Raw genomic sequence first — 25,658 nt, 5'->3', positions numbered from 1 at the left:
GGCCGCGGGCCGTCCGGACTGAGGAGCCGAGGGGGCCCGCGACCGGAGCGGCGAGGGAGGACGGCCCGCGGCCAGGGGCCGCGCGAGCGCAGCCAGGGGCCGCGCGAGCGCGGCGAGCCGGGCTAGCGCTGCGCTCCCGTGGGCATGATGGTGCGGAGCTGGCGGGTCAGCTCGTCGATGAGGCCGCGGGCCTGCTCGGACGCCTGCTTGGCGGCGTCGCGCTCCTGGGTGAGCTCGGCGATCTGGGCGCGCTGCTCGGTGACGGCCTGGGCGAGCTGGTCGACCCACTGGTCGCGCTCGGCGAGCTTCTCGGCCACCGCGTCGCGCTCGCTGGCGAGCTGCCGCATCGCGGCGGACGCCTGGTCGCGCTCGCGGACCGCGGTGTCGGCGCGCCCGCGGGCGATGGTCAGCTCGGAGTCGGCGCGGGCCTGGGCCTGGACGGCGGCCTCCCGCTGGCGTTCGGCTGCCTCCAGCGCGGCGACGGCGGTGTCGCGCTCGCGCTCGGCCTTCTTGGCGGCGTCGAGGGTCTGCGCGGCGGTGTCGAGGGCCTGCTTGCGCTCGGCCTCGGCGGCGTCCGCGCGCCGGTCGGCGTCGGCGGCGCGGCGGTCGGACTCGGCGAGCCGGCGCTCGGCCTCGGCGGCGCGGGACTCGGCGGCCTTCATCCGGGTCTCGGCGGCCTGGCCGCGGCGGTCGGCGTCGGACGCGCGCCGAGTGGCCTCCTGGGTGCGGCGCTCGCTCTCGGCGGCGCGGCTCTCGGCGGCCTTGGCGCGGACCTCGAACTCCTGGGTGCGGCGCTCGGCCTCCTGGGTCCGGCGCTCGGCCTCGTTCGCGCGGGCCTCGGCGGCGCGCATCCGCGTCTCGGCGGTCTGCGCGACGTTGCGGGCCTCCTCGGCCTCCTTCGCGGCGGCGGCGACGGCGTGCTGGAGGTTCTGCGCCTGCATCTCGGCGTCGGCGAGCTTGGCGCGGGCCTGGGCGAGCTCGCCGCGCGCGCTCTCCAGGGCGCGGGACAGCTCGGCCGCCTGCTCGGCGAGCCGGTCGCGCTCGGCCTCGACGGCGCGGCGGGCGGAGACGGAGTCCTCGACGGCGCGCAGGGCGTCGTCGCGGGCCTCGCTCATCTGGTCGCGCTGCGTCATCGCCTGCCGGACGGTCGCCTCGGCCTCGGCCGTGCGGCGCTCGGCGGCCTCGGCGCGTCCGGCGGCGGCCTGGGCCTCGGCGCGCGCCTGCTGCTCCTGCTGGCGGGCCTGCTCGGCCTGCGCCCTGGCCTGCTGCTCCTGCTGGCGCGCCTGCTCGGCCTGCGCCTGCGCCTGCTCCATCGCGGTGCGGGCCTGGTCGGCCTGGACGCGGGCCTGCTCGGCCTGGACCTGCGCCTGCTCCATCTGCGCGCGGGCCTGGTCGGCCTGCTGGCGGCCCTGCTGCGCCTGGTTCCAGGCGGCGGCCGCGTCGCGCTGCGCCGCCTCCTTCTCGGCCTGGACGGCCTGGATCTGCGCGGCGGCCTCGGCCTGCGCCTCGGCGAGGCGCCGCTCGGCGTCCACGGCGCGGCGCTCGGCCTGCTCGGCCTGGCCGCGCGACCGCTGGACCTCGCCCCACGCGGCGGCGGCGTCGCGCTGCGCGGTCTCCTTCTCGGCCTGCATCGCCTGGACCTGCGCGGCGGCCTCGCTCTGCGCGCCGGCGACCTGGGCCGCCGCGTCCGCCTGGACGGCCTGGATCTGCGCGGCGGCCTCGGCCTGCGCCTCGGCGAGGCGCCGCTCGGCGTCCACGGTGCGGCGGTCGGCCTGCTCGGCCTGGCCGCGGGCGCGCTGGACCTCGCCCCACGCGGCGGCGGCGTCGCGCTGGGCGGACTCGCGTTCGGCCTGGAGGGCCGAGATCTGGGCGGCCGCGTCGTTCTGCGTCTGCTCGACCTTGCGCTCGCCGGCGGACAGGGCGTCGCCGATGAGGTCGGCCATCTGCCGGAGCCGCTCGACGATGTCCCAGGGCTGCGCCTCGACCTCGCCCGCCGGGGCGGGTCCGCCCGACTGCCCGTTCGCCTGGCCGTTCGCCTGGCCCTGGACGACCTGTCCGGGCACGATCTGCCCGGGGACGACCTGCCCGTTCGCCGGTCCCGCCGCCTGCACGGGAACGTCCGGCTGGGGGGCGGTGTCCCGGCCGAGCACGGGCCAGGCCGCGTCGGCGCCGGGGACCCCGCGCGAGCCGCCGGATCCGTTCAGTTCGCTCACCGCATCCCTCGCCTGGAGTCAGCGAGCCGTGACCCGGGGCGGGCCGGTCGCGTGGGGGGCACCGCCGCGATCGCGGCGTTCCCCGCCGCACGGCTCGTCGCTTCGCTCACCAAAGGCACTCTAGTGCCGACACGCAGAGCGTTTGCCCAGTTTGGGGTTTGGTTCCTTGATCCTCACGATCACCTAGCCGCGGGGCCAGCGTGGAAAATCACAGCTCATTCGCCTTCAACGGGACTCGTCGGGAGTCCGGATCCGGGCGATCACCAGTTCTTCGGCGGCCGTCCTGCGGTCGGCGAGCAGCGCCGCGCCCGCCGCGATCCGCACGAGGTCCCGTTCGATGTCCGGAAGGTCGCCCGCCCGGCGCAGGGCGCGGGTCCGTCCGCCGGTGATCGAGTCGGAGCGGTGCCGGAGCTCGTCGGCGAGTTCGGCCACTCCGACCGCGACGCACACCGCGCCGAGGAACAGGTCGGAGACGTCCGGCGCGGGCAGCGCGGCGCGCGAGCGGATCCGCTCGGAGCGGCCCGCGAGACGGCCCACCACCCCGGCCGCCCACCGGGTCGAGCCGTCGGCTTCCGGGGTGTCCAGGACGTTCGCGTGGCGCCGCGCGGAGGCCAGCAGCGCGGCGAGGTCCTCCAGCGGGTCGTCGGCGTCGGGACGGTCCAGTTCGGCGACGCTCGCCGCGAGACGCTTCTCCAGCTCGTCGCCGAAAGCGCCGTGGAGCTCGCGCGCCCGGTCCCAGCCGGACGGCACGGCGAGCGCGCGGCCGAGGGCGTGCCCGAACATCTGCACGCCGATCTCCTCGGCGACGCGCGCGGTCAGTTCGGCGACGGACCGTCCGAGGGGTTCGCGTTCGATCAGGGCCTCGGCCCGGCGGCGCTCGTTCTCGGACGGGTCGGGCCCGGCGATCTCCACGATGCGCCGCGCCAGTTCCGCCTCGCGCCGTTCGGCGTCCTCCATCGCGCGGTGCAGGCCGTAGGAGTGCGCTTCGTCGTCGACCCGGTCGAGCGTGAGGGCGAGGGACGGCGGCATCCGGTCGGCGAGATCGCGGCAGAGTTCCTTGAATTCCGCTCGGATATCGGCACTCGACCGTCCTTTCGGAAGGTCTCCTTTGGACGCGGCCTGCGTCGCCCAGAGCGCCTTCATGCGCGCGCGTCGGAGCATCATCAGGCGGTGCGGGTTCGCCTCGCGTTCTTCAGCACGCCGCAGGACGGCGTCCACGCCCAGCCAGCGCAACGCCGTTAAGCACACGGCCAGATCGGGGAAATCCGCGCAGGCCGCATGGATGTGCTCGTGTGCGGTGGCGAGAATCCCCTCGGTGGTGCACAGCGCGGGGGTTTCGTCGTAGGTCACGCGCAGGTGCTTCCCCTGGGAAGGGCCCTGGGCCCAGACGCCGCGCTCCAGTGGGTCGCCGTGCATGGCCGCTCCGGCGGCGTGCAGCTCTCCCGCCGTGGGAAGCCGGTAGCGGGGCGTCTCGCACATCGCGTTCGCCCAAGCCACGAACGCGCGCGCGTCACCCGCCCGGACGCCGGTCACGACCGCGCCCGGATCGTCGTGCGGCACCGGCGCGGGCGCCGCCGGACGGCCCGCGTCCGGCGCGCGCGGCTCGCCCCGCGCGGCGCAGTCGTCGAGGAACGGCTGGTACAGCAGCCACCGGACGGACCGCAGGCACACGCCCGACGCGTCCGCGTACCGGTCCAGGTCCTTGGCCAGCAGCGCCCGGACGACCCGCGCCCGCAGCTCGCCGCCCGAGCGCCCGCCGCGCAGCGCCCCGAACAGCCAGCCGAGCCGGTCGGCCCCGGACCAGCCGACGAGCAGGGCGTCGGCGATCCGGTCGAGGCGCCCGCTTCCGGAGCGTCCCCTGCTCAGCGCCCGCAGGCTCACCGCGAGCCGCCCGTCGCCGCTCCGCTGGGCGAGGGCCTCGCCGATCCAGGTCCGGAACCGCGCGCGCAGCTCCTCGGGCAGCCGCGCCCCCTGCTCGTCGATGTCCAGGGCGAGCGCCAGCGCCGCGTCCGTGCGCAGCTTGAGCGCCCGCTCCAGGATCGGCCCGGCGGGGGCCTGCGCGGTGTAGAGCAGGATCGTCTCCCACCACCACGACTCGCCGACGTGCCTCCTCAGCTCGCGGATCTGCGCCGGGTCGTCCCGGACGTACCCGGCGGCCAGGTACTCCTGCAGCGTGAGGTGGGCGAAGGCGCAGCCCCCGGCGCGCGTCTCGACCATGAGGCCGCTCGCGAGGAACTCCCGGACGACGTCGTCCTCGTCCAGCCGCTCGGCGTACTGCCGCAGCTGCGCGGCGACGATCTCGCGGAGCCGCGCCGCGCCCAGCTGGGTGCGCCGCTCGACCATCATCCGGAACGCGACCGCGCTGAGGGCCTGGTCGAGCCGCTCGCCGCGCACGACGCCCTCGTCCCGCCAGCGCCACAGCAGGCCCGTGCAGATCTCGCCGTACAGGTCGGCGCGGGCGTCCGGCAGCCCGCCGCGGAACCGCTGCACGTAGATCATCATGGTGAGCAGCAGCGGGTTGACGGCGAGGGCCCGCAGGCCGGGGTTCAGCTCCAGGTTCGCCAGGAGCCGCTCGGTGGCCCGGTCCGCGCGCGCTTCGGCGCCGTCCGCGCGTTCGTCCCGCTCGGCCGCCAGGTACCACGCGCGCACGAGCCGCCGGACGCGTTCCTCGCTCAGCGGCAGCGGACGGTACGTCCGCACGCCGTCCACGGGCGCTTCGAGGTATCCGGGCGGACGGGACGTGACGACGAAGTCGCAGTCGCGGTACAGGTCCATCTGGTGCTCGACCCAGCGGGCGACCTCGTGCCGCCGTTCGGGGTCGGCGATCTCGTCCAGGCCGTCCAGCAGGACGACGCACTCCCCCGCCTCCAGCCTGCGCACGAGCCACTCGTCCGGCATGCGGCGCGCGTCGTCGTCGCCGAGCGAGTCGCGGACGCACGCCTCCAGCCCGATCCGGGGGCGCGCGGCGATGGCGGCCGCGTGCTCGTGCAGGCGGAGCAGCACGGGGATCGGCCGCCGCGGCCCTCCGCGCCGTCCCCAGCGCGGACGGTCCGCCTCGCAGAGCGTCCGCACCAGGTGGCGCAGCATGGTCGACTTCCCGGTTCCGGGCGCGCCGACGAGCGCGATCGCGGCCCGCTCCTCGCGCCCGACGAGGTCGGTGAGGAGGCACTCGCCGTCCGGCCCGTTCCGCTGGTGCTGCTCGTAGGCGCCGCCGAGCGGGTCGTTGCTCACGTCGATGGCGGCGCTCTTGGCGAGCGGGACGTCCACGTGGACCGCGTCGGTGCGCGGCTGCTCGGCGACGTTGACCAGGGCGCCGCGTCCGCCGCCCGTCCGGAGCATCAGCCTCCGGTAGCGGGTCTCGTACCGGCGCATCGGACGGTCCGCATGCAGCGGCCGTTCGACCCGCCGCTCCACGGCGGCCGGGATCACCGCGGTGGCCCCGCCGGCGGCGGCCCCGAGCACCAGCCAGGGCCAGTGCAGCGTGCCGCCGGCGTAGATCTGGTCGCCCGCGACGTTGCCGAGCACCCCGACGACCGGGGCCGCCACGGCCCACCGCAGCGTCCACCGGTACCTGGCTCTCCAGCCCATCATGCGCCCCGCCCGCGGTCGGCACCCCCCGCCGTCCGCTGGTGACGGTACCCGGCGTGCCCCGGACTCACCGCGGAACCGGCGGCCTGGTGCGGACACGCCGCCGTCCGCCGCCGCTACGTTGGGCGGGGCCGATCGGTGTGCCATCGTGTGCCCGGTCGCCCCTTCACCAGGAGTTTCTTGACGGGAGAGTTGAACGTGGGAACCGAGCTGCGCACCCTCTATCCGCCGATCGAGCCGTACGACTCGGGCATGCTCGACACCGGCGACGGCGACCAGGTCTACTGGGAGGTCTGCGGGAACCCCGAGGGCAAGCCGGCCGTGATGCTGCACGGCGGCCCCGGCGGCGGCTGCTCCCCCGACCACCGCCGCCAGTTCGATCCGGAGAAGTACCGGATCGTGCTGTTCGACCAGCGCAACTGCGGCCGCAGCACGCCGCACGCGTCCGACCCGGCCGTGTCGCTGGAGAACAACACCACCTGGAACCTCGTCGCGGACATGGAGCGGCTGCGCGAGCACCTCGGCATCGAGCGCTGGCTGCTGTTCGGCGGATCGTGGGGCAGCGCGCTCGCCCTCGCCTACGCCGAGACGCACCCCGAGCGCGTGACCGGGCTGGTGCTGCGCGGCATCTTCACCCTGCGCCCGTTCGAGCTGACGTGGTTCTACGAGGAGGGCGCGTCGCTGCTGTTCCCCGACCTGTGGGAGCAGTACGTCGCGCCGATCCCGGAGGAGGAGCGGGAGAACATGCTCGCCGCCTACCACGAGCGGCTGAACTCCCCCGACCGCGAGACGCGGGAGACGGCGGCGCGGGCGTGGGCGAGCTGGGAGGGCGCGACGGTCTCGCTGCTGCCGAACCCGGACCGCGTCGCGGAGTTCGCCGAGGTGGACTACGCGGTCGCGTTCGCCCGGATCGAGAACCACTACTTCGTCAACGACGGGTTCTTCGAGTACGAGCAGCTCATCGGCGACGTCGACCGGATTCGGCACATCCCGGCGGTGATCGTGCAGGGCCGGTACGACGTGTGCACGCCGCCGGCGACGGCGTGGGACCTGCACCGGGCGTGGCCCGAGGCCGAGTTCCACCTGGTGCCGGACGCGGGCCACGCCTACAACGAGCCGGGCATCCTGCACCACCTCATCGAGGCGACCGACCGCTTCGCGAACGAGGACTGACGGCAAAGGCGCCACGACCGGCGCCGGCCTGCGCCCATCGGACCCGACCGTTCTCACGACCGCGGGCCGTTCAGCAGAAAGGGCTCCACGCTTCGGCGTGGGGCCCTTTCGCGTCGGCGGCCACGGCCCTACCGTGGCTCTCTTGGGCGGCGCCGTGCGGGACGCGCGGGCCTTCCGTCGCGATGACACCTCCTCGAGTGATTCACATCACAAAATCGAGACCCGATGTCCCGGAGGCGCGCGGCGCCGGGGCAGGGGATCGTCCTGCGCCCGGACGCGCCGGGCCCGTCCGCCGCGACTGCGGCGTCTCCCCTGGGCAGCACCGGAAAAAAGCGTCCCGAAGGCGTCCCGAAACGTTCGGGAAACGTCCACGGAAATGCAAGCGGGTCACCCTACCCGCTCCCGGCGGCACCAAACATTCGAAAAATAACGAAAGATAACGATGGCCACCGGCATTCGCTAGGTTGCCTGGACATGGCAGTGAAACCCCTGCGTTCCGCCCCAGGACGGACCGTTCCAAGCGCCGGTTTCGTCCTCGCGGAACCGACCCTCCGGGACGGCCCGGAGTTGTGGCGCATGGCGCGCGACTCAGCGGTCCTCGACGTCAATTCCCCCTACAGCTACACGCTGTGGTGCCGCGACTTCGCGGCCACCTCGATCGTGGCCCGCGAGGACACCCCGCAGGGCCGCCCGTGCGGATTCGTCACCGGATATCTGCGTCCCGACGCCCCCGCCACGCTCTTCGTCTGGCAGGTCGCCGTGGACCGCGAGCACCGCGGCCACGGCCTCGCCCGGCGCATGCTGGACGGCCTCGCCGAGCGCCTGGTCCCCCGCGGCGCCCGCGCGCTGGAGGCCACCGTCACGCCGGACAACACCGCCTCGACCGCGCTGTTCACCTCGTTCGCCCGCGACCACGGCGCTGAGCTGACCCGCTCACCGCTGTTCGGACCGGACGTGCTCGCCGGCGGCCACGAGCCCGAGGTGCTGTTCCGGATCGGCCCGCTGGGACGGGGCTGACCGCCCCGCGTATCCCGGCCGGATCTCTCCGCCACCCACCCGCCAGAACGAATCCCGCCAATCCCAAGCTCCTACCTCCGGAGGAACACATGGACGTTTTCGCGCGCCTGGAATCGGAAGTCCGCGGTTATTGCCGAGGCTGGCCCACGGTGTTCACCACCGCCCGGGGCAGCCGGCTCACCGACGAGAACGGACGATCCTTCCTCGACTTCTTCGCGGGCGCCGGAACGCTCAACTACGGACACAACGATCCCGCGCTGAAACGGCGGCTGCTCGACTATCTGGCGCAGGACAGCATCGTCCACGGCCTCGACATGCACACCGCCGCGAAACGCCGGTTCCTGGAACGTTTCGACGAGATCGTGCTGAAGCCGCGCGGGCTCGACTACAAGGTCCAGTTCCCCGGCCCGGCGGGGAACAACGCCGTCGAGGCGGCGCTGAAGCTGGCCCGCAAGTACACCGGCCGCGAGACGGTGGTGTCGTTCACCAACGCGTTCCACGGCATGACGCTCGGCGCGCTCGCGGTCACCGGCAACTCGATGAAGCGCACCGGCGCGGGCGTCCCGCTCGGCCACGGCGTCGCGATGCCGTACGACAACTACCTCGACGGCCGCACCCCCGACTTCCTGCTGTTCGAGACGATGCTGGACGACTCGGGCAGCGGTCTCGACAAGCCCGCCGCGGTGATCGTGGAGACCGTCCAGGGCGAGGGCGGGGTCAACGTCGCCTCCGCCGACTGGCTGCGCGGCCTCGCCGACCTGTGCCGGCGGCACGAGATCCTGCTGATCGTCGACGACGTGCAGATGGGCTGCGGCCGGACCGGCCCGTTCTTCAGCTTCGAGGACGCCGGGATCACCCCCGACATCGTCTGCCTCTCCAAGTCGCTCTCCGGCTACGGGCTGCCGTTCGCGGTCACGCTCATGCGCCGCGACCTGGACGTCTGGGAGCCCGGCGAGCACAACGGCACCTTCCGCGGCTTCAACCCGGCGTTCGTCACGGCCGTCGGCGCCCTGGAGGACTACTGGACCGGGGACGGCCTGGAGGCGCAGACCCTCGCCAAGGGCCAGCAGATCGAGCGGGCGCTGGGCGACATCGCGCTGGAGCACGCGGGCGCGATCGCCGACGTGCGCGGCCGCGGCATGGTCTGGGGCCTGGAGACGCGCGACCCGGAGACGGCCTCGCGGATCTGCGCCGAGGCGTTCGGCCGCGGCCTGCTGATGGAGACGTCCGGGCCGGACGACGAGGTCGTGAAGCTGCTGCCGCCGCTGACCACCACCACCGCGGAGCTGGCCGAGGGCCTGGAGGTGCTGGCCGACTCGGTCGCCGCCGTCCGCACCGCGGTGCACGCCTGACCCGACCCCTTTCCGACACGGAGGAGACCCAGTTGATCGTCCGATCTCTGAACGACATCGTCGGCACCGACCGGGACGTCCAGGCCGAGACCTGGGCGAGCCGCCGGCTGGTGCTGGCGAAGGAGAAGGTCGGCTTCTCGCTGCACGACACCGTCCTGTACGCCGGGACGGAGACCCGCATGTGGTACGCGAACCACATCGAGGCCGTCTACTGCATCGAGGGCGAGGGCGAGCTCGTCAACGAGGAGACCGGTGACAAGCACCGGATCGAGCCCGGCGTGATGTACCTGCTGGACGGCCACGAGCACCACGTGCTGCGCGCCCACACCGACGTGCGCACCGTCTGCGTCTTCAACCCGCCGTGCACGGGGCGGGAGGTCCACGACGAGAACGGCGTCTACCCGCTGATCACCGAGCAGGAAGGAACGGACGCGTGAGCGTGATCGAGACCCATCCGAGCATCGACGACGCCTATCCGACCCGCAAGTGCGAGGAGGCCGCGCTCCTCTACCGGCAGGACCCGGTGGTCTACGGCACGCCCGCCGACGGCCCGATCGACGCGGCGACGCTGGAGGGCTACGACGCCGACGGCTACCTGACGATCGACCGGCTGCTCGAACCCGGCGAGGTCGAGGACTACCGGGCCGAGCTGCGGCGGCTCGCCGCCGACCCGCGGATCCTCGCCGACGAGCGGACGGTGACCGAGCGCGGCACCGACGAGGTCCGGTCGATCTTCGAGGTGCACCGGATCAGCGAGGTGTTCGCCCGGCTGGTGCGGGACGAGCGGGTCGTCGGCCGGGCCCGGCAGATCCTCGGCTCGGACGTGTACGTCCACCAGAGCCGCGTGAACTACAAGCCGGGCTTCACCGGCAAGGACTTCTACTGGCACTCCGACTTCGAGACCTGGCACGCCGAGGACGGCATGCCGCGCATGCGCGCGGTGAGCATCTCGATCGCGCTCACCGAGAACTTCGTCCACAACGGCGGGCTGATGATCATGCCCGGCTCGCACCGGACGTTCGTGGCGTGCACCGGCGAGACCCCGGCCGACCACTACAAGGAGTCGCTGAAGAGCCAGGAGATCGGCACGCCCGACCCGGGCAGCCTGTCGATCCTCGCCGACAAGCACGGGATCGAGCTGTTCACCGGCCCGGCGGGCTCGGCGACGATGTTCGACTGCAACTGCATGCACGGGTCGAACGGCAACATCACGCCGTTCCCGCGCTCGAACGTGTTCATCGTGTTCAACAGCGTCGAGAACGCGTGCGTGGAGCCCTTCTCCGCGCCGACCCGGCGTCCGTCCTTCATCGGCGCGCGCGACTTCACCCCGGTCCGCTGACCCCACGCCGCTAGAAGCGACCCCTCTTCTCAGCACGACCTCTTTCTCAGCACGACCTCTCCTCCACTGTCCGACCCGAGTACCGGCCGCGTCCGCCGGTCCCGTCCACGGGGGCCCGGCGGGCGCGGCTCATCCCAGGAGTCGAAGATGACCAACGACAGAGCGTCCGGCACCGACCGGCGCGGGTTCCTGCGCACCGCCGCGCTGCTCGGCGCCGCGGTGCCCCTCGCCGCCGCCGGCTGTTCCACCACCGACCCGAAGGCCGAACGGGAGGGCGGCGGCACGCTGAAGCGGGCCCGCCAGGACGGGAAGATCACCGTCGGGTTCGCCAACGAGTCGCCCTACGGCTACACCGACAAGGACGGCAGGCTCACCGGCGAGGCGCCCGAGCTGGCCCGGGTGATCTGCAAGGAGCTCGGCATCGGCAAGATGGACGGCGTCAGCGTCGACTTCGGCGGCCTGATCGGCGGCCTCAAGGCCAAGCGTTTCGACGTGATCGCCGCCGGCATGTTCGTCACGCCCGAGCGCTGCGGCGAGGTCGCCTTCGCCGACCCGGAGTACGTCGCCAAGACCGCCTTCATGGTGCCGAAGGGCAACCCGAAGGGCGTCCACAAGTTCGAGGACGCCGCCCGCCAGAAGCTGAAGGTCGGCGTGCTGACCGGCGCGGTGGAAGGCGACTACGCCACCAGGCTGGGCGTGTCCAAGGGGAACCTCAAGACCTTCCCCGACCAGCCGAGCGCGTTCGAGGGCCTGAAGGCCGGCCGGATCGACTGCATCGCGCTGACCCGCATCTCGCTGGCGGACCTGCTGGCCAAGCACCGGGGCTCGGCCTTCGAGGTGACCGACGCGTTCGTGCCGGTGATCGGCGGCAAGGAGCAGTTCGGCGCGGGCGCGTTCGCGTTCCGCAAGGCCGACACGGACCTGGTCCAGGCGTTCAACGGCAAGATCGCCGAGCTGAAGAAGAGCAACCGGCTGCTGCCGGTGATCAGGCCGTTCGGGTTCACCGAGGCCGAGCTGCCCGGCCCGAACGACACCGCCGCGCGCTTCTGCAAGGGCTGACCGCGCATGTCCGAGGTTCTCGACAGCTATCCCCAGCTGCTCCGGGGCGCCTGGATCACCGTCCAGATCACGGTGTACGGAGCGGTGCTCGCGCTCGTGCTCGCGCTGGTCTTCGGGCTGGCCGGGACGGCGCGCAGCGCCCTGCCGCGCGCGCTCAACCGGATCTACGTGGAGTTCTTCCGGGGCATCGCCGCGCTGGTGCTGATGTACTGGTTCTTCTACGCGCTGCCGCTGCTCGGGCTGCGGTTCACGCCGATCGCGGCGGCCGTGCTCGCGATCGGCCTGAACTACGGCGCGTACGGCGCCGAGGTCGTGCGCGGCTCGGTCAACGCCGTCCCGCGCGCCCAGTGGGAGGCGGCCCGCGCGCTGAACTTCACCCCCTTCCAGCGGCTGCGCCGGGTGCTGCTCCCGCAGGCGTTCGCGCTGATGCTGCCGCCGTTCGGCAACCTGCTCATCGAGCTGATGAAGGCGACGGCGGGCGTGTCGCTGGTGTCGATCGCCGACCTGACGTTCCGCGCCAAGCAGGTCCAGGCGTCCACGGGGCAGACGGCCACGACGTTCGCGGTCATCCTGGTCGTCTACTTCGTGATCGCGCAGGCGCTCCAGGTGCTGGTGCGGCTCGCCGAGCGCCGGTCCGACCGGGTGCTCGGGCGCCGCCTTCCGACGCGTCCGGCCCCCGTCGCCGCGACCACCGGGACGGTGGTGTCGCCGTGAGCTGGGACTGGCACTACAGCGGGCAGGTCATCCCGGACCTGCTGGACGGCCTGCGCGTCACGGTCATCGCGACGCTGCTCGGCTACCTGATCGCGCTGGCGCTCGGGCTGGTCTGGGCGCTGCTGCGGCGCTCGCCCTACGCGGTCGTCAGCCGGACCGTCCGGTGGGTGACCGAGTTCGTCCGCAGCACGCCGCTGCTCGTGCAGCTGTTCTTCATCTTCTACGTGCTGCCCTCGTGGGGGATCACGCTCGGCGCGCTGACCGCCGGGATCGTGGGCCTCGGGCTGCACTACTCGACCTACACCGCCGAGGTGTACCGGGCGGGCATCGAGGACGTGCCGCGCGGCCAGTGGGAGGCGGCGACCGCGCTGAACCTGCCGCGCCGCCGCGTCTGGCTCGGCGTGATCCTGCCGCAGGCGGTCCGCCGGATCATCCCGACGCTGGGCAACTACCTGATCGCCCTGTTCAAGGACACGCCGTTCCTGCTCGGCATCACCGTGACCGAACTGCTGGGCAGCGCCTACGACGCGGGCGCGCACAGCCTGAAGTACCTGGAACCGATCACCGTCGCCGGGCTGTTCTTCATCGTCGTGAGCGTCGCGTCCTCCCTGGCCCTGCGACGTCTGGAGCACCGCTATGCCACCAACTGACCTCACCTCGCCCGCCGAGCCGCTGCCGGAGCGGGCCGCGGGCGGCGCGACCGCCAAGGCGCCGACCCGCAAGCCGTGCGGCATCAAGTTCGAGAAGGTGGTGAAGCGGTTCGGCGACAACGTCGTCCTGGACGACCTGGACTTCCGGGTCGCGGCCGGGGAGCGGGTCACGCTGATCGGGCCGAGCGGCTCGGGCAAGACCACGATCCTGCGGCTGCTGATGACGCTGGAGCGCCCGGACAGCGGGGTGATCCGCGTCGGCGACGACCCGCTGTGGCACATGGAGCGCGGCGGGAGGCTCGTCAAGGCCAACGAGAAGCACCTGCACGAGATGCGCAAGCGGATCGGCATGGTGTTCCAGCAGTTCAACCTGTTCCCGAACATGAGCGTGCTGCGCAACCTCACCGAGGGGCCGGTGCACGTGCTCGGGATCAGCAAGGACGAGGCGGTCGAGCGGGCCCGCGGCCTGCTGGACATGGTCGGCCTCGCCGACAAGGAGGACGCGCACCCGACCCAGCTGTCGGGCGGGCAGCAGCAGCGCGTCGCGATCGCGCGGGCGCTGGCGATGGAGCCGACCGTCCTGCTGCTGGACGAGGTGACCTCCGCGCTCGACCCGGAGCTGGTCGTCGGGGTGCAGGACCTGCTGCGCGACATCGCCCGGAGCACGGACGTCACGATGCTGTGCGTGACGCACGAGATGGGCTTCGCGAAGGACATCTCGAACCGGGTCCTGATGTTCGACCAGGGCCGCATCGTCGAGGAGGGCACCCCGGAGGCGATCTTCGAGGACCCGTCCGAGGAGCGGACCCGCGAGTTCCTCCGCGCCGTCCTGGCGTCCTGACGGCTCCGCCGGAAACCCTCCCCGGCGCTGCGCCGGCGCCTTTCCGGCGCCGCGTCGGCGCCCTTCGGGGCGCTGCGCCGGTGCCGTCCGCGCGCGGCGGGCGGCGCCGGCGTGCCGGGGATCGGCGCGTGAAGCCTGCGTGAACGCGGGCCGAGCGCGGGGGCGGGACGCGGCCGTGACCTCGGCCGCGTTCCGCCCATAGGCGTTCCTTATGGCGGCCATCGCGCGATCAGTCTGGGCCGGGCCGTGCTCCGGGGGTTGCATGACGGGCGGAATCTCCGTGCGTTCCTCCCCCAGAGAGGTCTCCCCCGATGCACCGATCCGCCCGACTCCTGCCGTCCCTGGCCGCCGCCGCGCTGGTCGCCGCGCTCTCCCCCGCCGCCGTCGCCCACGCCGCGCCCTCGCCGACCGCCCCGAGGACGGCACGCGCTGCCGCCCAGGCCGCGCCGTCCAACCGCCACGTGGTGGTGTTCGGCACGGACGGGACGCGGTGGGACAAGGTCCTGGCGTACGACACTCCGACGATCAAGTCGCTGATCGGCTCGGGGTACGCGTCGCCGACGTGGCTGTACGCGCAGCCGATGGCGCCGACGCTGAGCGGTCCCGGCTGGTCCACGAACCTGACCGGGGTCTGGCCCGACAAGCACAAGGTCGTCGACAACTCCTTCGCCGGCAACCAGATCGCGCAGTACCCCGACTTCCTGACCCGCATCAAGAGCGCGAACCCGGCGTTCAGGACGTACGCGGCCGTGGACTGGAAGCCGATCGGCACCTACCTGCTCGGCGCGGGCGTGGACCGCAAGGACGTCCTGGACGGCGACACCGACGGCTACCCGGGCGACGACGCGAAGATCGCGAACACGGCGGCGTCCTACATCCGCGACAACGGCCCGGACGCGTCGTTCGTCTACCTCGGCAACGTGGACGAGGCGGGCCACCAGTACGGCGGCGCGAGCACCCAGTACCGGACGGCCGTCGAGACCGTGGACAAGCAGATCGGGCAGGTGATCAGCGCGATCAGGAGCCGCCCGACGTACTCGTCCGAGCAGTGGCTGTTCGTGGTGACCACCGACCACGGGCACACCGACGCGGGCGGGCACGGCGGGAACTCGCCCGAGGAGCGGCGTTCGTTCGTGGTGGCGTCCGGCCCGGGCATCCCGCACACCACTCCGCCGATCACCGGCAAGAACGTCGATGTCGCCGCGACGGCGCTGGACTATCTCGGCGTCGCCCGGCCGTCCGCGCTGGACGGTCAGGACGTCACGGCCGGATCGTCCGACCCGTTCGACGCCCTCGCCGGGAGCCTGAAGTCCCGCGTGGACGAGACCGGCATCCCCGCCTCGACGCTCGGCTGGACGCAGCAGGCCCCGTCCGGCTGGAAGATCGACAACACGGGGATGGGCACCGGCGGTGTCACCGAGTGGCGCGGCTGGTCGTTCACCGACGACGAGTTCTGGACGTCCGCGCAGCGCGGCCAGGGACGCGAGGACAACGTGCGGGCGCGCGGGGTGTTCGCGGTCGCCGACTCCGACGAGTGGGCCGACAAGTCCTACAGCGGCACGTTCAACAGCAGCCTGGTCTCGCCCGCCTACCCGGTCGCGGGCAAGAGCCAGGTGACGGTCTCGTTCGGCTCGCACTACCTGAAGGACGGCAATGAGACCGCGCAGGTGTTCGTGTCGTTCGACGGCGGTGCGCAGAAGCAGATCCTGGCGTACACCGGCGACGCGCAGGCCCGGATCGAGCACGTGACGACGGCCGTGCCGAGCGGCGCGAAGACCATGACGGTGACGTGGCGGCTCTCCAACGGAAACAACAACTGGTACTGGGCGGTGGACGACCCGCAGGTGTCCTGACCTGGCCCCGCCCGCGGCCCGGTGACGTCGATCACCGGGCCGCGGCATGGCCAGGACCGAACGTGGTTCGGTACGGTGGCGGCATGAGTGACCGGACGGTGGCGGAATGAGGGACGGCGCGGCCATCGCCGGGCTCGGCATGACCGAGCTCGGCAGGGTGTACGGGCGCAGCCCCCGCAGGCTCGCCGCGGACGCGGTGCGCGCCGCGGTCGCCGACGCGGGCCTCGGCCTCGGCGACCTGGACGGGCTGCTGGTCAGCCACGGCATGGGCGGCTCGCCCGGGATCGAGCTGGCCGACGTGCTCGGCCTGCGCGAGCTGCGGCTGCTGACCCAGATGAACTCCTTCGGCGCGACCGCCGGAGCGATGATCTCCTACGCGGCGATGTCGGTCCTGTCGGGCGCGGCGACGACCGTCGCCTGCGTGTTCGCCGACGCGCCGCTCAAGCCGAAGCAGTCGGCCGGCTCGGCGTACCACCGCGACGCCGCCGAGTGGTACGGCTTCGGCGGGATGACCGCCGCGCTCGGCTTCCGCAGCGTCAACGCCTTCTACGCGCTCGCCGCGCAGCGGCACATGGCGCACTACGGCACGACCGGCGAGCAGCTCGGCGCGATCGCGGTCAGCACCCGCGCGTGGGCGACCCGCAACCCGCTCGCCCAGATGCGCGAGCCGATCACGCTGGAGGACCACCGGAACTCCCGCTGGGTCGCCGAGCCGCTCCACCTGCTCGACTGCTGCCTGGTCTCCAACGGCGCGATCGCGGTCGTCGTCACCTCCGCCGACCGGGCCGCGGACCTCGCCCGTCCGCCCGTCCACCTGTGGGGGTGGGGGCAGGGGCATCCGGGCCACCGCAAGGAGCGCGGCAGCGCGTTCGGGCTGGCCACGGGCGCGGCGACGTCCGGGCCGGTCGCGATGAAGATGGCCGGGATCACCGTGGACGACGTCACCCAGGCGCAGCTCTACGACTGCTACACCTACACCGTCCTCGTGTCGCTGGAGGACTACGGGTTCTGCGCCAAGGGCGAGGGCGGCGCGTTCGCCGCGTCGGGGGCGCTCGGCCCGGGCGGGACGCTGCCGACCAACACCGGCGGCGGCCAGCTGTCCGGCTACTACATGTGGGGCATGACGCCGGTGTCGGAGGCGGTCATCCAGGCGCGCGGCGACGGCGGCGACCGCCAGGCCGCCAACGACGTGATCCTCGTCAGCGGCAACGGCGGCATCCTCGACCACCACGCGACGCTGGTCCTCAGCCCGCACCGGAAGGGGGCCTGATGGACATCGGGATCCTGCGCCGCGACGGGCGCACCGACGGGTTCTTCGACGCCGCCGCGCGCGACCGGCTCGCCGTCCGGCGCTGCGCCGGCTGCGACGCCTTCTTCCCGCCGGACGCCACGTCCTGCCCGGGCTGCGGCACCGAGGACCTGGAGTGGGCGGACGTCTCGGGCGACGCGACCCTCGTCACCTGGACGATCCTGCACGGCCGTCCCGCCGAGGACGGCACCGCTCCCCCGCCCGCGCTGCTCGCGATCGTCGAACTCGCCGAAGGCCCGTGGCTGCACGCCCGCCTCGACGGCGTGGACGCGGCGGACCTGCGCGAGGGGCTCGCGCTGCGGGTCCGGTTCGTCCACCCCGAGGAGGGCGAGCCCTACCCGCTCTTCGCTCCGGCCTGAATTCCGGGCTCGAGCAGGGCACACCCGCATGATCCCGATGCGCCGGGCATGCGGGACACTGTGATCATGAGGGGACTGTATCCACCGGTCGAGCCGCACGCGGTCGGCATGCTGCCCGTCGGCGGCCAGGACGAGATCTACTGGGAGACCTGCGGGAACCCGGACGGCACGCCCGTCGTGTTCGTGCACGGCGGGCCCGGCGGCGGCTGCACGCCGACGAGCCGCCGCCTGTTCGACCCGGACGCCTACCGGATCGTCCTGTTCGACCAGCGCAACTGCGGGCGCAGCAAGCCGCACGCCTCGCGGCCCGACATCGACCTGTCCGCGAACACGACGGCCGCGCTCGTCGCCGACATGGAGCTGCTGCGCGAGCACCTCGGCATCGAGCGCTGGGTGGTGTTCGGCGGCTCCTGGGGCAGCACCCTCTCGCTCGCCTACGCGCAGGCCCACCCGGACCGCGTGCGCGCGCTGGTGCTGCGCGGCGTCTACCTCGTCAAGCCCGAGGACGAGCCGTGGTGCTACGCGGAAGGCGGCGTCTCCCGGCTGTTCCCGGACGCGTGGGAGGGCTTCCGCGACGCGATCCCCGAGGACGAGCGCGGCGACTACATGGCCGCCTACGCGCGCCGCCTCACCGACCCCGATCCGGGCGTCCACGTCCCGGCCGCGCTCGCCTGGACCCGCTGGGAGGACGCCACCTGCTACCTCGTCCCGCGCGACGAGGACGACGACGTCCCCGCGGCCGTCGCCGTCGCCCGCCTGGAGAACCACTACTTCCGCAACGGCTGCTTCCTCGAACCGGGCCGGCTGCTCCGGGACGCGCCCCGGCTGGACGGCATCCCCGGCGTCATCGTCAACGGCCGCTACGACCTGCTCACCCCGCCGGACGCCGCCTGGGAGCTGCACCGCGCGTGGCCCGGCTCGGAACTGCACCTCGTCCCGGACGCGGGCCACGGCTTCGACGAGCCCGGCACGCTCGACCTCCTCATCAAGGCCACAGACCGGTTCCGGGACGCACGCTGAACTCGCCGCGAGGCAAGGGTCACCCTCTGTAAGACTTCACGCCGGAGGGTGTTCCGGCGCGAGGCGAGAGGGTGGTCCGCTCATGGGCGTGGCCGGCACGGCGCAACCGTTCCAGCTCCCGAGGTTCTACACCGCGTATCCCGCGCGGCTGAACCCGAACCTCGACGCCGCCCGCGCCCACTCGGTCCCCTGGGCCCGCGACATGGGCATGCTGGACGGCTCCGGCGTCTGGACGCGGGCCGACCTGGAGGCGCACGACTACGCGCTGCTCTGCGCCTACACCCACCCGGACTGCGACGCCGCGGAGCTCGCGCTGGTCACCGACTGGTACGCGTGGGTGTTCTTCTTCGACGACCACTTCCTCGAACGGTACAAGCGCACCGGGGACCGCGAGGGCGGCCGCGACCATCTGGCGCGGCTGCCCCTGTTCATGCCCGCGGGCGGCGACATGAGCGGCGTGCCCGAGCCGTCCAACCCGGTGGAGGCGGGCCTGGCGGACCTGTGGGCGCGGACCGTCCCGGCGATGTCGCGGGCCTGGCGCGAGCGGTTCGCCGAACGCACCACGCACCTGCTGAACGAGTCGCTGTGGGAGCTGTCGAACATCAACGCGCACCGGATCGCCAACCCGGTCGAGTACATCGAGATGCGGCGGCGGGTCGGCGGCGCGCCCTGGTCGGCGTGCCTCGTCGAGCACGCCGCGAACGCCGAGATCCCCGCGCGGATCGCCGGGTCGCGCCCGCTGCGCGCCCTGTGCGACGCGTTCGCCGACGCCGTCCACCTGCGCAACGACCTGTTCTCCTACCAGCGCGAGGTCGAGGAGGAGGGCGAGCTGAGCAACGGCGTCCTCGTCCTGGAGACGTTCTTCGACTGCACGACGCAGGAGGCGGCCGAGGCGGTCAACGACATCCTCACCTCCCGGATCCAGCAGTTCGAGCACACCGCGTTCACCGAGGTCCCGCCGCTGTGCGTGGAGGCCGGGCTCGACCCCGCCGAGATCGCGCGGGTCGGCGCGTACGTCAAGGGACTCCAGGACTGGCAGTCCGGCGGCCACGAGTGGCACCTGCGCTCGTCCCGGTACATGAACGAGGGCGCGCTGGACGGCGCGCGGGCCGCCGCGCGCGAGCTCGCCTACCCCGGCGCGTCCGGGCTCGGGCTCTCCGGGCTGGACGTCCGGTCGCTGTTCGGGCCGCCCGCCGCCGCCCGGCTGCGCAAGCACGCGCACGCGCCGGGACGCGTCGGCCCCGCGGCGGTCCCCGAGATCGAGATGCCGTTCGAGGTGACGCTGAACCCGCACCTGCCCGCCGCGCGCGACGGTCTCGCCGAGTGGGCCGAGCGGATGGGCATGCTGCGCGCCCAGCCCGGCGTCCCCGGCTCGGGCGTCTGGGACGCGGCGCTGCTCGCCGGGTTCGACCTCGCGCTCTGCGCCGCCGGCATCGCCCCGGACGCCGGTCCGGACGAGCTCGACCTCGGCGCGCGGTGGCTCGCGTGGGGCACCTACGGCGACGACTACTACCCGGCCGTCTTCGGCCGCAGCCGCGACCTCGCGGGCGCGCGGGCCATGAACGCCCGCCTGGGGCTGTTCATGCCCGTGGACGACGGCGTGCCCGTCCCCCCGGCGCGCGACGCGCTCGAACGCGGCCTCGCCGACCTGTGGCCCCGGACGGCCGGCCCGATGGCCCCCGAGGCGCGCCGCGCGCTCCGCGCCGCGGTGGAGGACATGCTGGAGAGCTGGCTGTGGGAGCTGGGCGACCACGTCCAGAACCGCGTGCCCGACCCGGTGGACTACCTGGAGATGCGCCGCCGCACCTTCGGCTCCGACCTGACGATGAGCCTCGCCCGGATCGGCCGCGCTCCGGCGATCCCGGCCGAGGCGTACGCCACCGGCCCGATGCGGTCGCTGCTGACCAGCGCCGCCGACGTCGGCTGGCTGGTCAACGACATGTTCTCCCACCAGAAGGAGATCGAGTTCGAGGGAGAGCTGCACAACGCGATCCTCGTCGTGCGGAACTTCTTCGGCTGCGACCAGCAGGACGCGCTGCGGATCGTCGCCGACCTGGCGTCCTCGCGGATGCGGCAGTTCCAGCACGTGGTGATGCACGAGCTGCCCGTCCTGTGCGACGACCTGGAGCTGCCGAACGAGGCGCGGGCGGCCGTCGGCGAGCTGGTGCGGCAGCTCCAGGACTGGATGGCCGCGGTGCTGCACTGGCACCGGAACGCCCGCCGGTACGGCGAGGAGGACCTGCGCCGCCGGTACCGCGAGAGCCCCTGGACCGAATGACGTTCGGTCCAGTACCGTCGGCGCCATGCGCACCGACGTCTGCGAGCTGCTCGGCATCGAGTTCCCCCTCTTCGCCTTCTCCCACTGCCGCGACGTGGTCGCCGCCGTCACCAACGCCGGCGGGTTCGGCGTCCTCGGCGCGGTCGCCTACTCCCCCGGACGGCTGGAGGAGGAGCTGCGCTGGATCGACGACCACGTCGGCGGCCGTCCCTACGGCGTCGACGTGCTCGTCCCCGCGAAGATCGACGAGTCCGCCGAGCGCGCCGCCCGCGGCGACGGCGGCCTCGACACCATGCTCGCGGCCGTCCCCAAGGAGCACTGGGAGTTCCTGTTCGGGCTGTTCGAGAAGTACGGCGTCCCGCTGCCCGACTTCGAGGCCGCCAAGCGCGCGGGCGGACGCGGCGGAACCCAGGTCACCACGCGCGGCGCGACCGAACTGATCGACGTCGCGCTCGCCCACCCGATCGGGCTCATCGCCAGCGCGCTCGGCACCCCGCCCCCGCTCATGGTCGAGCGCGCCAAGGCCGCCGGGATCCCGGTCGCCGCGCTCGTCGGCACCGTCGAGCACGCCCGCCGCCAGGTCGCCGCCGGGGTGGACCTCATCGTCGCCCAGGGCGGCGAGGCGGGCGGCCACACCGGCGAGGTCTCCACCATGGTGCTCGTCCCCGAGGTCGTGGACGCCGTCGCGCCGCTGCCCGTGCTCGCCGCGGGCGGCATCGCCACCGGACGGCAGATGGCGGCGGCGCTCGCGCTCGGCGCGTCCGGGGTCTGGTGCGGCTCGGTCTGGCTCACCACCGAGGAGGCCGAGACGTCCCCCGCCGTGAAGGCCAAGCTGCTCGCCGCGACGTCCCGCGACACCGTCCGGTCCCGGTCGCGCACCGGCAAGCCCGCCCGCCAGCTCCGCTCGGCCTGGACGGACGAGTGGGAGTCGGACGCCGGCCCCGGCCCGCTCGGCATGCCGCTCCAGATGATCATCGCCGAGGGCGCGATGCGGCAGATCACCAAGGTCGCCGAGACCGGCAACGAGGGGGCGCGCGAGCTCGCGAACTACTTCGTGGGCCAGTGCGTCGGGCTGATGAACACCGTCAAGCCCGCGCGGCAGGTGGTCTACGACATGATCGAGGAGTTCGCCGAGGCCGTCGAGCGCCTCGACCGCGTCACCGCCACCGGCGACTGACCCCCGCCGGGCGGCGGGTCCGCCGGGCCGCGGGTCCGCCGGGCCGCGGGTCCGCCGGGCCGGGGCGCGCGAAGGCCGGGACGTGCCGGGAGCGGGATCCGCTAGGGCCGGGGCCCGCCGGAGCCGCGGTCCGCCGGAGCCGGGACGCGCCGGTCAGGCGAACTGGTTGAGCGTGCGGCCGGGGCCCCTGTTGATCTGGTCGACGAACAGCTTGGCCAGGGCCTCCTGGCCCTTGACGGTCGGGTGGTAGCTGCGCGGCTCGGCGGCGAGGGCGCCCAGGTCGAGCGACAGGCCGTTCATGTACGGGTCCGAGCTGCCCGCCTCGTGCCCGGAGAACGCGCTGTAGGCGTCCACGAACTCGACGCTGCCCTGCGCGTGGACGGCCGCGAGGTGCTGGTCGGCCTCCGTCACGGTCTGCCGGATCAGCTCGTTCAGGTCGCGGGCGCGGCCGTTCAGCCAGCGCTGGTCGTCGAGCGTGAGGTTGTCGCCGCGGTTCGCCGAGATCTCCGAGAACGGCCGCGGGTAGCCCATCATGATCACCCGGGCGCGCGGCGCGCGGGCGGTGATCTGGGCGACCAGCTCGGGCAGGCTCTCGCGGAGCCCGGCCATCCGGTCGGCGATCTCGCCGCCCTGCTTCTCGCAGCCCTTGGACCACGGCAGCTTCACCACGCAGCCCGCCATGATCTTGGAGAACCCGATGTCGTTGCCGCCCACGCTGATCGTGACCAGGCTGGTGTTGCCGTCCACCCGGTTGAGCTGGGACGGCTCCCCGTACCGGCCCTTGCGGACGTCGGCGGTGGTCGCCCCGGAGCAGGCCCAGAACGAGCTGCCGCCGGCGAACCGGAAGGTCTTGGCGACCGTGTGGTAGTACGCCTTCGACGTGCGGTGGCACCCGCTCAGCGGGTTGGAGTCGGCCAGCGTGGCCTCGGCGCCGACGCCCGCGGAGTAGGAGTCGCCGAGCGCGACGTAGGACCCGCGCGTCGCTGCCTCGGCCGGGCTGAGCGGGCGGCCCCCGTCATGCGCGGCGGCGTGGGCCTGGATGCCCGGAAGCGGCGCGCGGCAGCCCGCGCCGAACGCCTCGCAGCGGACGGCGGGCAGCGCCACGAGCGGGACGATCGCCACCGCGAGCAGTACGAGAAGGAGGGCGACGGCGAGGCCCCGATCACCGAGACGGGCTCGCGCCCGTGCCGGCCATGTCCCCGGCCCCGCCATCGTCCTCCCTGTCCCTCGTCCCGACCGTATTGACGATCGGAGGTCGCCCCGGGTTCCCACCTTTACATAGTAGACCTGATAAATCCCCTCCCCGGCCCGGGACCGCCGCGAACCCGCAGGTAGAACCGGACGCGCGCCGGGGAACATCTGATCCGGGGGACGGCCGCGAACGGCCGGGCCCGGCCCGCGCACCGCGCTCGTCCGGGCCATCGAACACTCACGGGGGCGAACGATGCGAACGACGCGGACGACGCGCACGACGCAAGCGACGCGCACGACGCAAGCGACGCGCACGGTGCAAGCGACGCGCACGGTGCAAGCGACGCGCACGGCGCAAGCGACGCGCATGATGCCGGCGATCGGCGGACGATGCTGGCGATACTGACGGGGCTCGGCCTGTCCACGGCGGCGGGGCTGAACGCCTACATCCCGCTGCTGCTGGTGGGGCTGCTCGCCCGCTACACCGACGTCCTGCACCTGCCGGGCGCGTTCGGGTGGCTGACGAACGGATGGGTGCTGACCGGGATCGCGCTGCTGCTCGGCACCGAGATCATCCTCGACAAGGTGCCCCTGGTGGACACCGTGAACGACGCCGTGCAGACGCTCGTCCGGCCCGCGTCCGGCGGCGCGGTCTTCGCCGCCACCGACGCCGCCGCGCGCGCCGACTCGTCCACGTTCATGCACGACCACCCGTGGATCGGCTGGGTGCTCGGCATCGCGGTCGCCTTCCTCGTGCACGGCGCGAAGGCGAGCGTCCGTCCCGTGGTGAACGCCGGCACGCTCGGCACCGGCGCGCCCGTGGTCAGCGTCGTCGAGGACGTCATGGCGCTCGCCATGAGCCTGCTCGCCGTCCTCGCCCCGGTCATCGGGCTGATCGCGATCGTGCTGTTCGCCTTCGCCGCGCTCCGGCTGGTCCGGCTGGCCCGCCGCCGGCGACGGCGACGGCGGCGCCGGGCCACCGCCGCCGTCTAGCCCCGCCCGCGTCCGCAGCAGGGACGCGGGCGGGGCGGGTCAGTCGGCGGTGGGGAAGGCCATCGCCGCGGCGGGCTCCAGGGTGGGCCGGTCGGGCCAGCGGCTCGTCACCGCCTTGGCGCGGGTGTAGAAGCGCACCCCCTCCGAGCCGTGGACGTGCGTGTCGCCGAACAGCGAGTCCTTCCAGCCGCCGAAGGAGTAGAACGCCATCGGGACCGGGATCGGCACGTTCACGCCGACCATCCCGACGCGCGCCTCGCGCTGGTAGCGGCGGGCCGCCGCGCCCGACGAGGTGAAGACCGCCGTGCCGTTGCCGTACGGGACGGCGTTGACCAGCGCGATCGCCTCGTCCAGGGTGTCCACGCGGAGCACGACCAGGACCGGGCCGAAGATCTCCTCGCGGTGCGCGGCCATCGCCGGGGTCACCCGGTCCAGCAGGCACGGGCCGAGGAAGTGGCCGGGGCCGGGCAGGCCGCGGCCGTCCACGACCAGGAGCGCGCCGTCGCGCTCGGCCCGCTCGACGTGGCCGGTCACCCGGTGGAGCGCGTCCCGGCCGATCAGCGGGCCCATCTCGCTGCCGGGCTCCGCGCCGGGGCCGACCTTCACCGCGCGTGCCCGGTCGGCCAGGCGGGCCACCAGCGGGTCGGCGGCGGCGCCGACCGCGACGACGGCCGAGATCGCCATGCACCGCTGCCCGGCGGAGCCGTAGGCGGCGGCGGTGATCTGGTCGGCGGCGTGGTCGAGGTCGGCGTCGGGCAGCACGACGGCGTGGTTCTTGGCCCCGCCGAGCGCCTGCACGCGCTTGCCCGCCTCGCTCGCCGTCCGGTGGACGTGCCGGGCGACCGGCGTGGAGCCCACGAACGACACCGCCGCGACGTCCGGGTGGGTGAGCAGCGCGTCGGCGGTCTCGCGGTCGCCGTGGACGACGTTGAACACCCCGTCCGGCAGCCCCGCCTCGGCGTACAGCTCGGCGATCAGGTTCGACGCGGACGGGACGCGCTCGCTCGGCTTGAGCACGAAGGCGTTGCCGCACGCGATCGCGATCGGGTGCATCCACAGCGGCACCATGACGGGGAAGTTGAACGGGACGATCCCGGCGCACACCCCCAGCGGCTGCCGGAAGGCGTAGGCGTCCACGCCGGACGACACCTGGTCGGAGTAGTCGCCCTGGAGCTCGCGCGGGATGCCGCAGGCGAACTCGACGACCTCCCGGCCGCGGACGATCTCGCCGCGCGCGTCGTCCAGGACCTTGCCGTGCTCCTGGGTCACCAGGCGGGCCAGCTCGTCGGCGTGCCGGTCCAGCAGGTCGCGGAAGGCGAACATGATCCGGGCGCGGCGGGTGACCGACACCTCCGCCCAGGCCGCCGCGGCGCGCGCGGCGGCGGCGACGGCGGCGTCCACCTCGGCGCGGCGGCCGAGCGCCACCTCCCCGACCGGGCGGCCGGTGGCCGGGTCCTCGACGGGCAGGGTGGGTCCGCCGCCGGTGCGGGCGCCGTCGATCCAGTGCTCGATGGAGCGCATGAAGCAGGGTT

General features: G+C 73.5%; 20 protein-coding genes. 16 read left to right on the top strand and 4 right to left on the bottom strand.

Going from position 1 to position 25,658, the window contains the following annotated elements; translation table 11 throughout:
• Nucleotides 1-122 precede the first annotated feature (122 nt).
• Together ACFPCY_RS12175 and ACFPCY_RS12170 are read right to left on the bottom strand one after the other, a co-directional pair.
• Nucleotides 123-2,213: a coiled-coil domain-containing protein gene (locus ACFPCY_RS12175; protein WP_378254389.1), complete on the bottom strand. Its 2,091-nt coding sequence runs from the start codon at nucleotides 2,211-2,213 to the stop codon at nucleotides 123-125.
• A 225-nt stretch (nucleotides 2,214-2,438) separates the two neighbouring features.
• Nucleotides 2,439-5,804, bottom strand: a complete 3,366-nt coding sequence (locus tag ACFPCY_RS12170) for an NACHT domain-containing protein (RefSeq protein ID WP_378254387.1) — start codon at nucleotides 5,802-5,804, stop codon at nucleotides 2,439-2,441.
• A 207-nt stretch (nucleotides 5,805-6,011) separates the two neighbouring features.
• Between ACFPCY_RS12170 and pip (ACFPCY_RS12165) the strand changes: the two genes are divergently transcribed.
• The 15 genes from pip (ACFPCY_RS12165) to ACFPCY_RS12095 all read left to right on the top strand — a co-directional run bounded on the left by pip (ACFPCY_RS12165) (nucleotide 6,012) and on the right by ACFPCY_RS12095 (nucleotide 21,942).
• The gene (gene pip / locus ACFPCY_RS12165) at nucleotides 6,012-6,974 is read left to right on the top strand and encodes a prolyl aminopeptidase (RefSeq protein ID WP_378255136.1); all 963 of its coding nucleotides are present in this window, start codon (nucleotides 6,012-6,014) and stop codon (nucleotides 6,972-6,974) included.
• 474 nt (nucleotides 6,975-7,448) lie between these two features.
• A complete protein-coding gene (gene ectA, locus ACFPCY_RS12160; RefSeq protein WP_378254385.1) occupies nucleotides 7,449-7,991 on the top strand; it encodes a diaminobutyrate acetyltransferase in 543 nt (180 codons plus the stop codon).
• Between the two features lie 89 nt (nucleotides 7,992-8,080).
• Nucleotides 8,081-9,343 carry a diaminobutyrate--2-oxoglutarate transaminase gene (gene ectB, locus ACFPCY_RS12155; protein ID WP_378254383.1) on the top strand — a complete coding sequence of 421 codons (1,263 nt, stop codon included), beginning with the start codon at nucleotides 8,081-8,083 and terminating at the stop codon, nucleotides 9,341-9,343.
• A gap of 32 nt (nucleotides 9,344-9,375) precedes the next feature.
• A complete protein-coding gene (locus ACFPCY_RS12150; protein ID WP_378254381.1) occupies nucleotides 9,376-9,780 on the top strand; it encodes an ectoine synthase in 405 nt (134 codons plus the stop codon).
• Nucleotides 9,777-10,682: an ectoine hydroxylase gene (thpD, locus tag ACFPCY_RS12145; protein ID WP_378254379.1), complete on the top strand. Its 906-nt coding sequence runs from the start codon at nucleotides 9,777-9,779 to the stop codon at nucleotides 10,680-10,682. The genes ACFPCY_RS12150 and thpD overlap by 4 nt, the downstream gene beginning before the upstream one ends.
• A gap of 147 nt (nucleotides 10,683-10,829) precedes the next feature.
• On the top strand, nucleotides 10,830-11,741 hold the full coding sequence (gene ehuB, locus ACFPCY_RS12140) for an ectoine/hydroxyectoine ABC transporter substrate-binding protein EhuB (RefSeq protein ID WP_378254377.1): 912 nt from the start codon (nucleotides 10,830-10,832) through the stop codon (nucleotides 11,739-11,741).
• Nucleotides 11,742-11,747: 6 nt separating this feature from the next.
• Nucleotides 11,748-12,455, top strand: a complete 708-nt coding sequence (gene ehuC / locus ACFPCY_RS12135; protein ID WP_378254375.1) for an ectoine/hydroxyectoine ABC transporter permease subunit EhuC — start codon at nucleotides 11,748-11,750, stop codon at nucleotides 12,453-12,455.
• Entirely contained in the window at nucleotides 12,452-13,105 is a 654-nt protein-coding gene (ehuD, locus tag ACFPCY_RS12130; protein WP_378254373.1) for an ectoine/hydroxyectoine ABC transporter permease subunit EhuD, read from the top strand. Before ehuC ends, ehuD begins: the two co-directional genes overlap by 4 nt.
• Nucleotides 13,092-13,946 carry an ectoine/hydroxyectoine ABC transporter ATP-binding protein EhuA gene (gene ehuA / locus ACFPCY_RS12125; RefSeq protein WP_378254371.1) on the top strand — a complete coding sequence of 285 codons (855 nt, stop codon included), beginning with the start codon at nucleotides 13,092-13,094 and terminating at the stop codon, nucleotides 13,944-13,946. Before ehuD ends, ehuA begins: the two co-directional genes overlap by 14 nt.
• Nucleotides 13,947-14,257: 311 nt before the next feature.
• The gene (locus ACFPCY_RS12120) at nucleotides 14,258-15,799 is read left to right on the top strand and encodes an alkaline phosphatase family protein (RefSeq protein ID WP_378254370.1); all 1,542 of its coding nucleotides are present in this window, start codon (nucleotides 14,258-14,260) and stop codon (nucleotides 15,797-15,799) included.
• 106 nt (nucleotides 15,800-15,905) lie between these two features.
• On the top strand, nucleotides 15,906-17,069 hold the full coding sequence (locus tag ACFPCY_RS12115; RefSeq protein WP_378254368.1) for a thiolase family protein: 1,164 nt from the start codon (nucleotides 15,906-15,908) through the stop codon (nucleotides 17,067-17,069).
• Nucleotides 17,069-17,467, top strand: coding sequence for a Zn-ribbon domain-containing OB-fold protein (locus ACFPCY_RS12110; RefSeq protein ID WP_378254366.1), 399 nt, complete (start codon nucleotides 17,069-17,071; stop codon nucleotides 17,465-17,467). Before ACFPCY_RS12115 ends, ACFPCY_RS12110 begins: the two co-directional genes overlap by 1 nt.
• A 66-nt stretch (nucleotides 17,468-17,533) precedes the next feature.
• Entirely contained in the window at nucleotides 17,534-18,487 is a 954-nt protein-coding gene (gene pip / locus ACFPCY_RS12105; protein WP_378254364.1) for a prolyl aminopeptidase, read from the top strand.
• Between the two features lie 82 nt (nucleotides 18,488-18,569).
• Complete coding sequence (locus ACFPCY_RS12100; RefSeq protein ID WP_378254362.1) at nucleotides 18,570-20,765, top strand: terpene synthase family protein; 2,196 nt, start codon at nucleotides 18,570-18,572, stop codon at nucleotides 20,763-20,765.
• A 25-nt stretch (nucleotides 20,766-20,790) separates the two neighbouring features.
• Nucleotides 20,791-21,942: an NAD(P)H-dependent flavin oxidoreductase gene (locus ACFPCY_RS12095; protein WP_378254360.1), complete on the top strand. Its 1,152-nt coding sequence runs from the start codon at nucleotides 20,791-20,793 to the stop codon at nucleotides 21,940-21,942.
• Between the two features lie 153 nt (nucleotides 21,943-22,095).
• Here ACFPCY_RS12095 and ACFPCY_RS12090 read toward each other — a convergent pair whose 3' ends face one another.
• Entirely contained in the window at nucleotides 22,096-23,064 is a 969-nt protein-coding gene (locus ACFPCY_RS12090) for an SGNH/GDSL hydrolase family protein (RefSeq protein WP_378254358.1), read from the bottom strand.
• Between the two features lie 459 nt (nucleotides 23,065-23,523).
• Between ACFPCY_RS12090 and ACFPCY_RS12085 the strand changes: the two genes are divergently transcribed.
• Complete coding sequence (locus ACFPCY_RS12085; protein ID WP_378254356.1) at nucleotides 23,524-24,126, top strand: DUF4126 domain-containing protein; 603 nt, start codon at nucleotides 23,524-23,526, stop codon at nucleotides 24,124-24,126.
• Between the two features lie 39 nt (nucleotides 24,127-24,165).
• On the opposite strand, the gene ACFPCY_RS12080 is transcribed toward ACFPCY_RS12085, so the two are convergent.
• Nucleotides 24,166-25,647 (bottom strand): CoA-acylating methylmalonate-semialdehyde dehydrogenase, encoded by a 1,482-nt coding sequence (locus ACFPCY_RS12080; protein WP_378254354.1) that lies wholly within the window; start codon nucleotides 25,645-25,647, stop codon nucleotides 24,166-24,168.
• Nucleotides 25,648-25,658 lie beyond the last annotated feature (11 nt).

Source organism: Actinomadura gamaensis, from assembly GCF_042652125.1.
GTDB classification, from domain to species: Bacteria; Actinomycetota; Actinomycetes; order Streptosporangiales; family Streptosporangiaceae; genus Spirillospora; species Spirillospora gamaensis.
Note: the sequence above shows the minus strand (reverse complement) of the source record. Positions and strands in the feature narration are given on the sequence as shown.

Coding starts and splice junctions, on each gene's coding strand:
- ehuB (WP_378254377.1), top strand. CDS start 10,830: ATGACCAACGACAGAGCGTCCGGCACCGACCGGCGCGGGTTCCTGCGC.
- ACFPCY_RS12080 (WP_378254354.1), bottom strand. CDS start 25,647: ATGCGCTCCATCGAGCACTGGATCGACGGCGCCCGCACCGGCGGCGGA.
- ACFPCY_RS12115 (WP_378254368.1), top strand. CDS start 15,906: ATGAGGGACGGCGCGGCCATCGCCGGGCTCGGCATGACCGAGCTCGGC.
- ACFPCY_RS12100 (WP_378254362.1), top strand. CDS start 18,570: ATGGGCGTGGCCGGCACGGCGCAACCGTTCCAGCTCCCGAGGTTCTAC.
- ectA (WP_378254385.1), top strand. CDS start 7,449: ATGGCAGTGAAACCCCTGCGTTCCGCCCCAGGACGGACCGTTCCAAGC.
- ACFPCY_RS12085 (WP_378254356.1), top strand. CDS start 23,524: ATGCTGGCGATACTGACGGGGCTCGGCCTGTCCACGGCGGCGGGGCTG.
- pip (WP_378254364.1), top strand. CDS start 17,534: ATGAGGGGACTGTATCCACCGGTCGAGCCGCACGCGGTCGGCATGCTG.
- ACFPCY_RS12110 (WP_378254366.1), top strand. CDS start 17,069: ATGGACATCGGGATCCTGCGCCGCGACGGGCGCACCGACGGGTTCTTC.
- ACFPCY_RS12095 (WP_378254360.1), top strand. CDS start 20,791: ATGCGCACCGACGTCTGCGAGCTGCTCGGCATCGAGTTCCCCCTCTTC.
- ehuC (WP_378254375.1), top strand. CDS start 11,748: ATGTCCGAGGTTCTCGACAGCTATCCCCAGCTGCTCCGGGGCGCCTGG.
- ACFPCY_RS12170 (WP_378254387.1), bottom strand. CDS start 5,804: ATGATGGGCTGGAGAGCCAGGTACCGGTGGACGCTGCGGTGGGCCGTG.
- ectB (WP_378254383.1), top strand. CDS start 8,081: ATGGACGTTTTCGCGCGCCTGGAATCGGAAGTCCGCGGTTATTGCCGA.
- ehuA (WP_378254371.1), top strand. CDS start 13,092: ATGCCACCAACTGACCTCACCTCGCCCGCCGAGCCGCTGCCGGAGCGG.
- ACFPCY_RS12120 (WP_378254370.1), top strand. CDS start 14,258: ATGCACCGATCCGCCCGACTCCTGCCGTCCCTGGCCGCCGCCGCGCTG.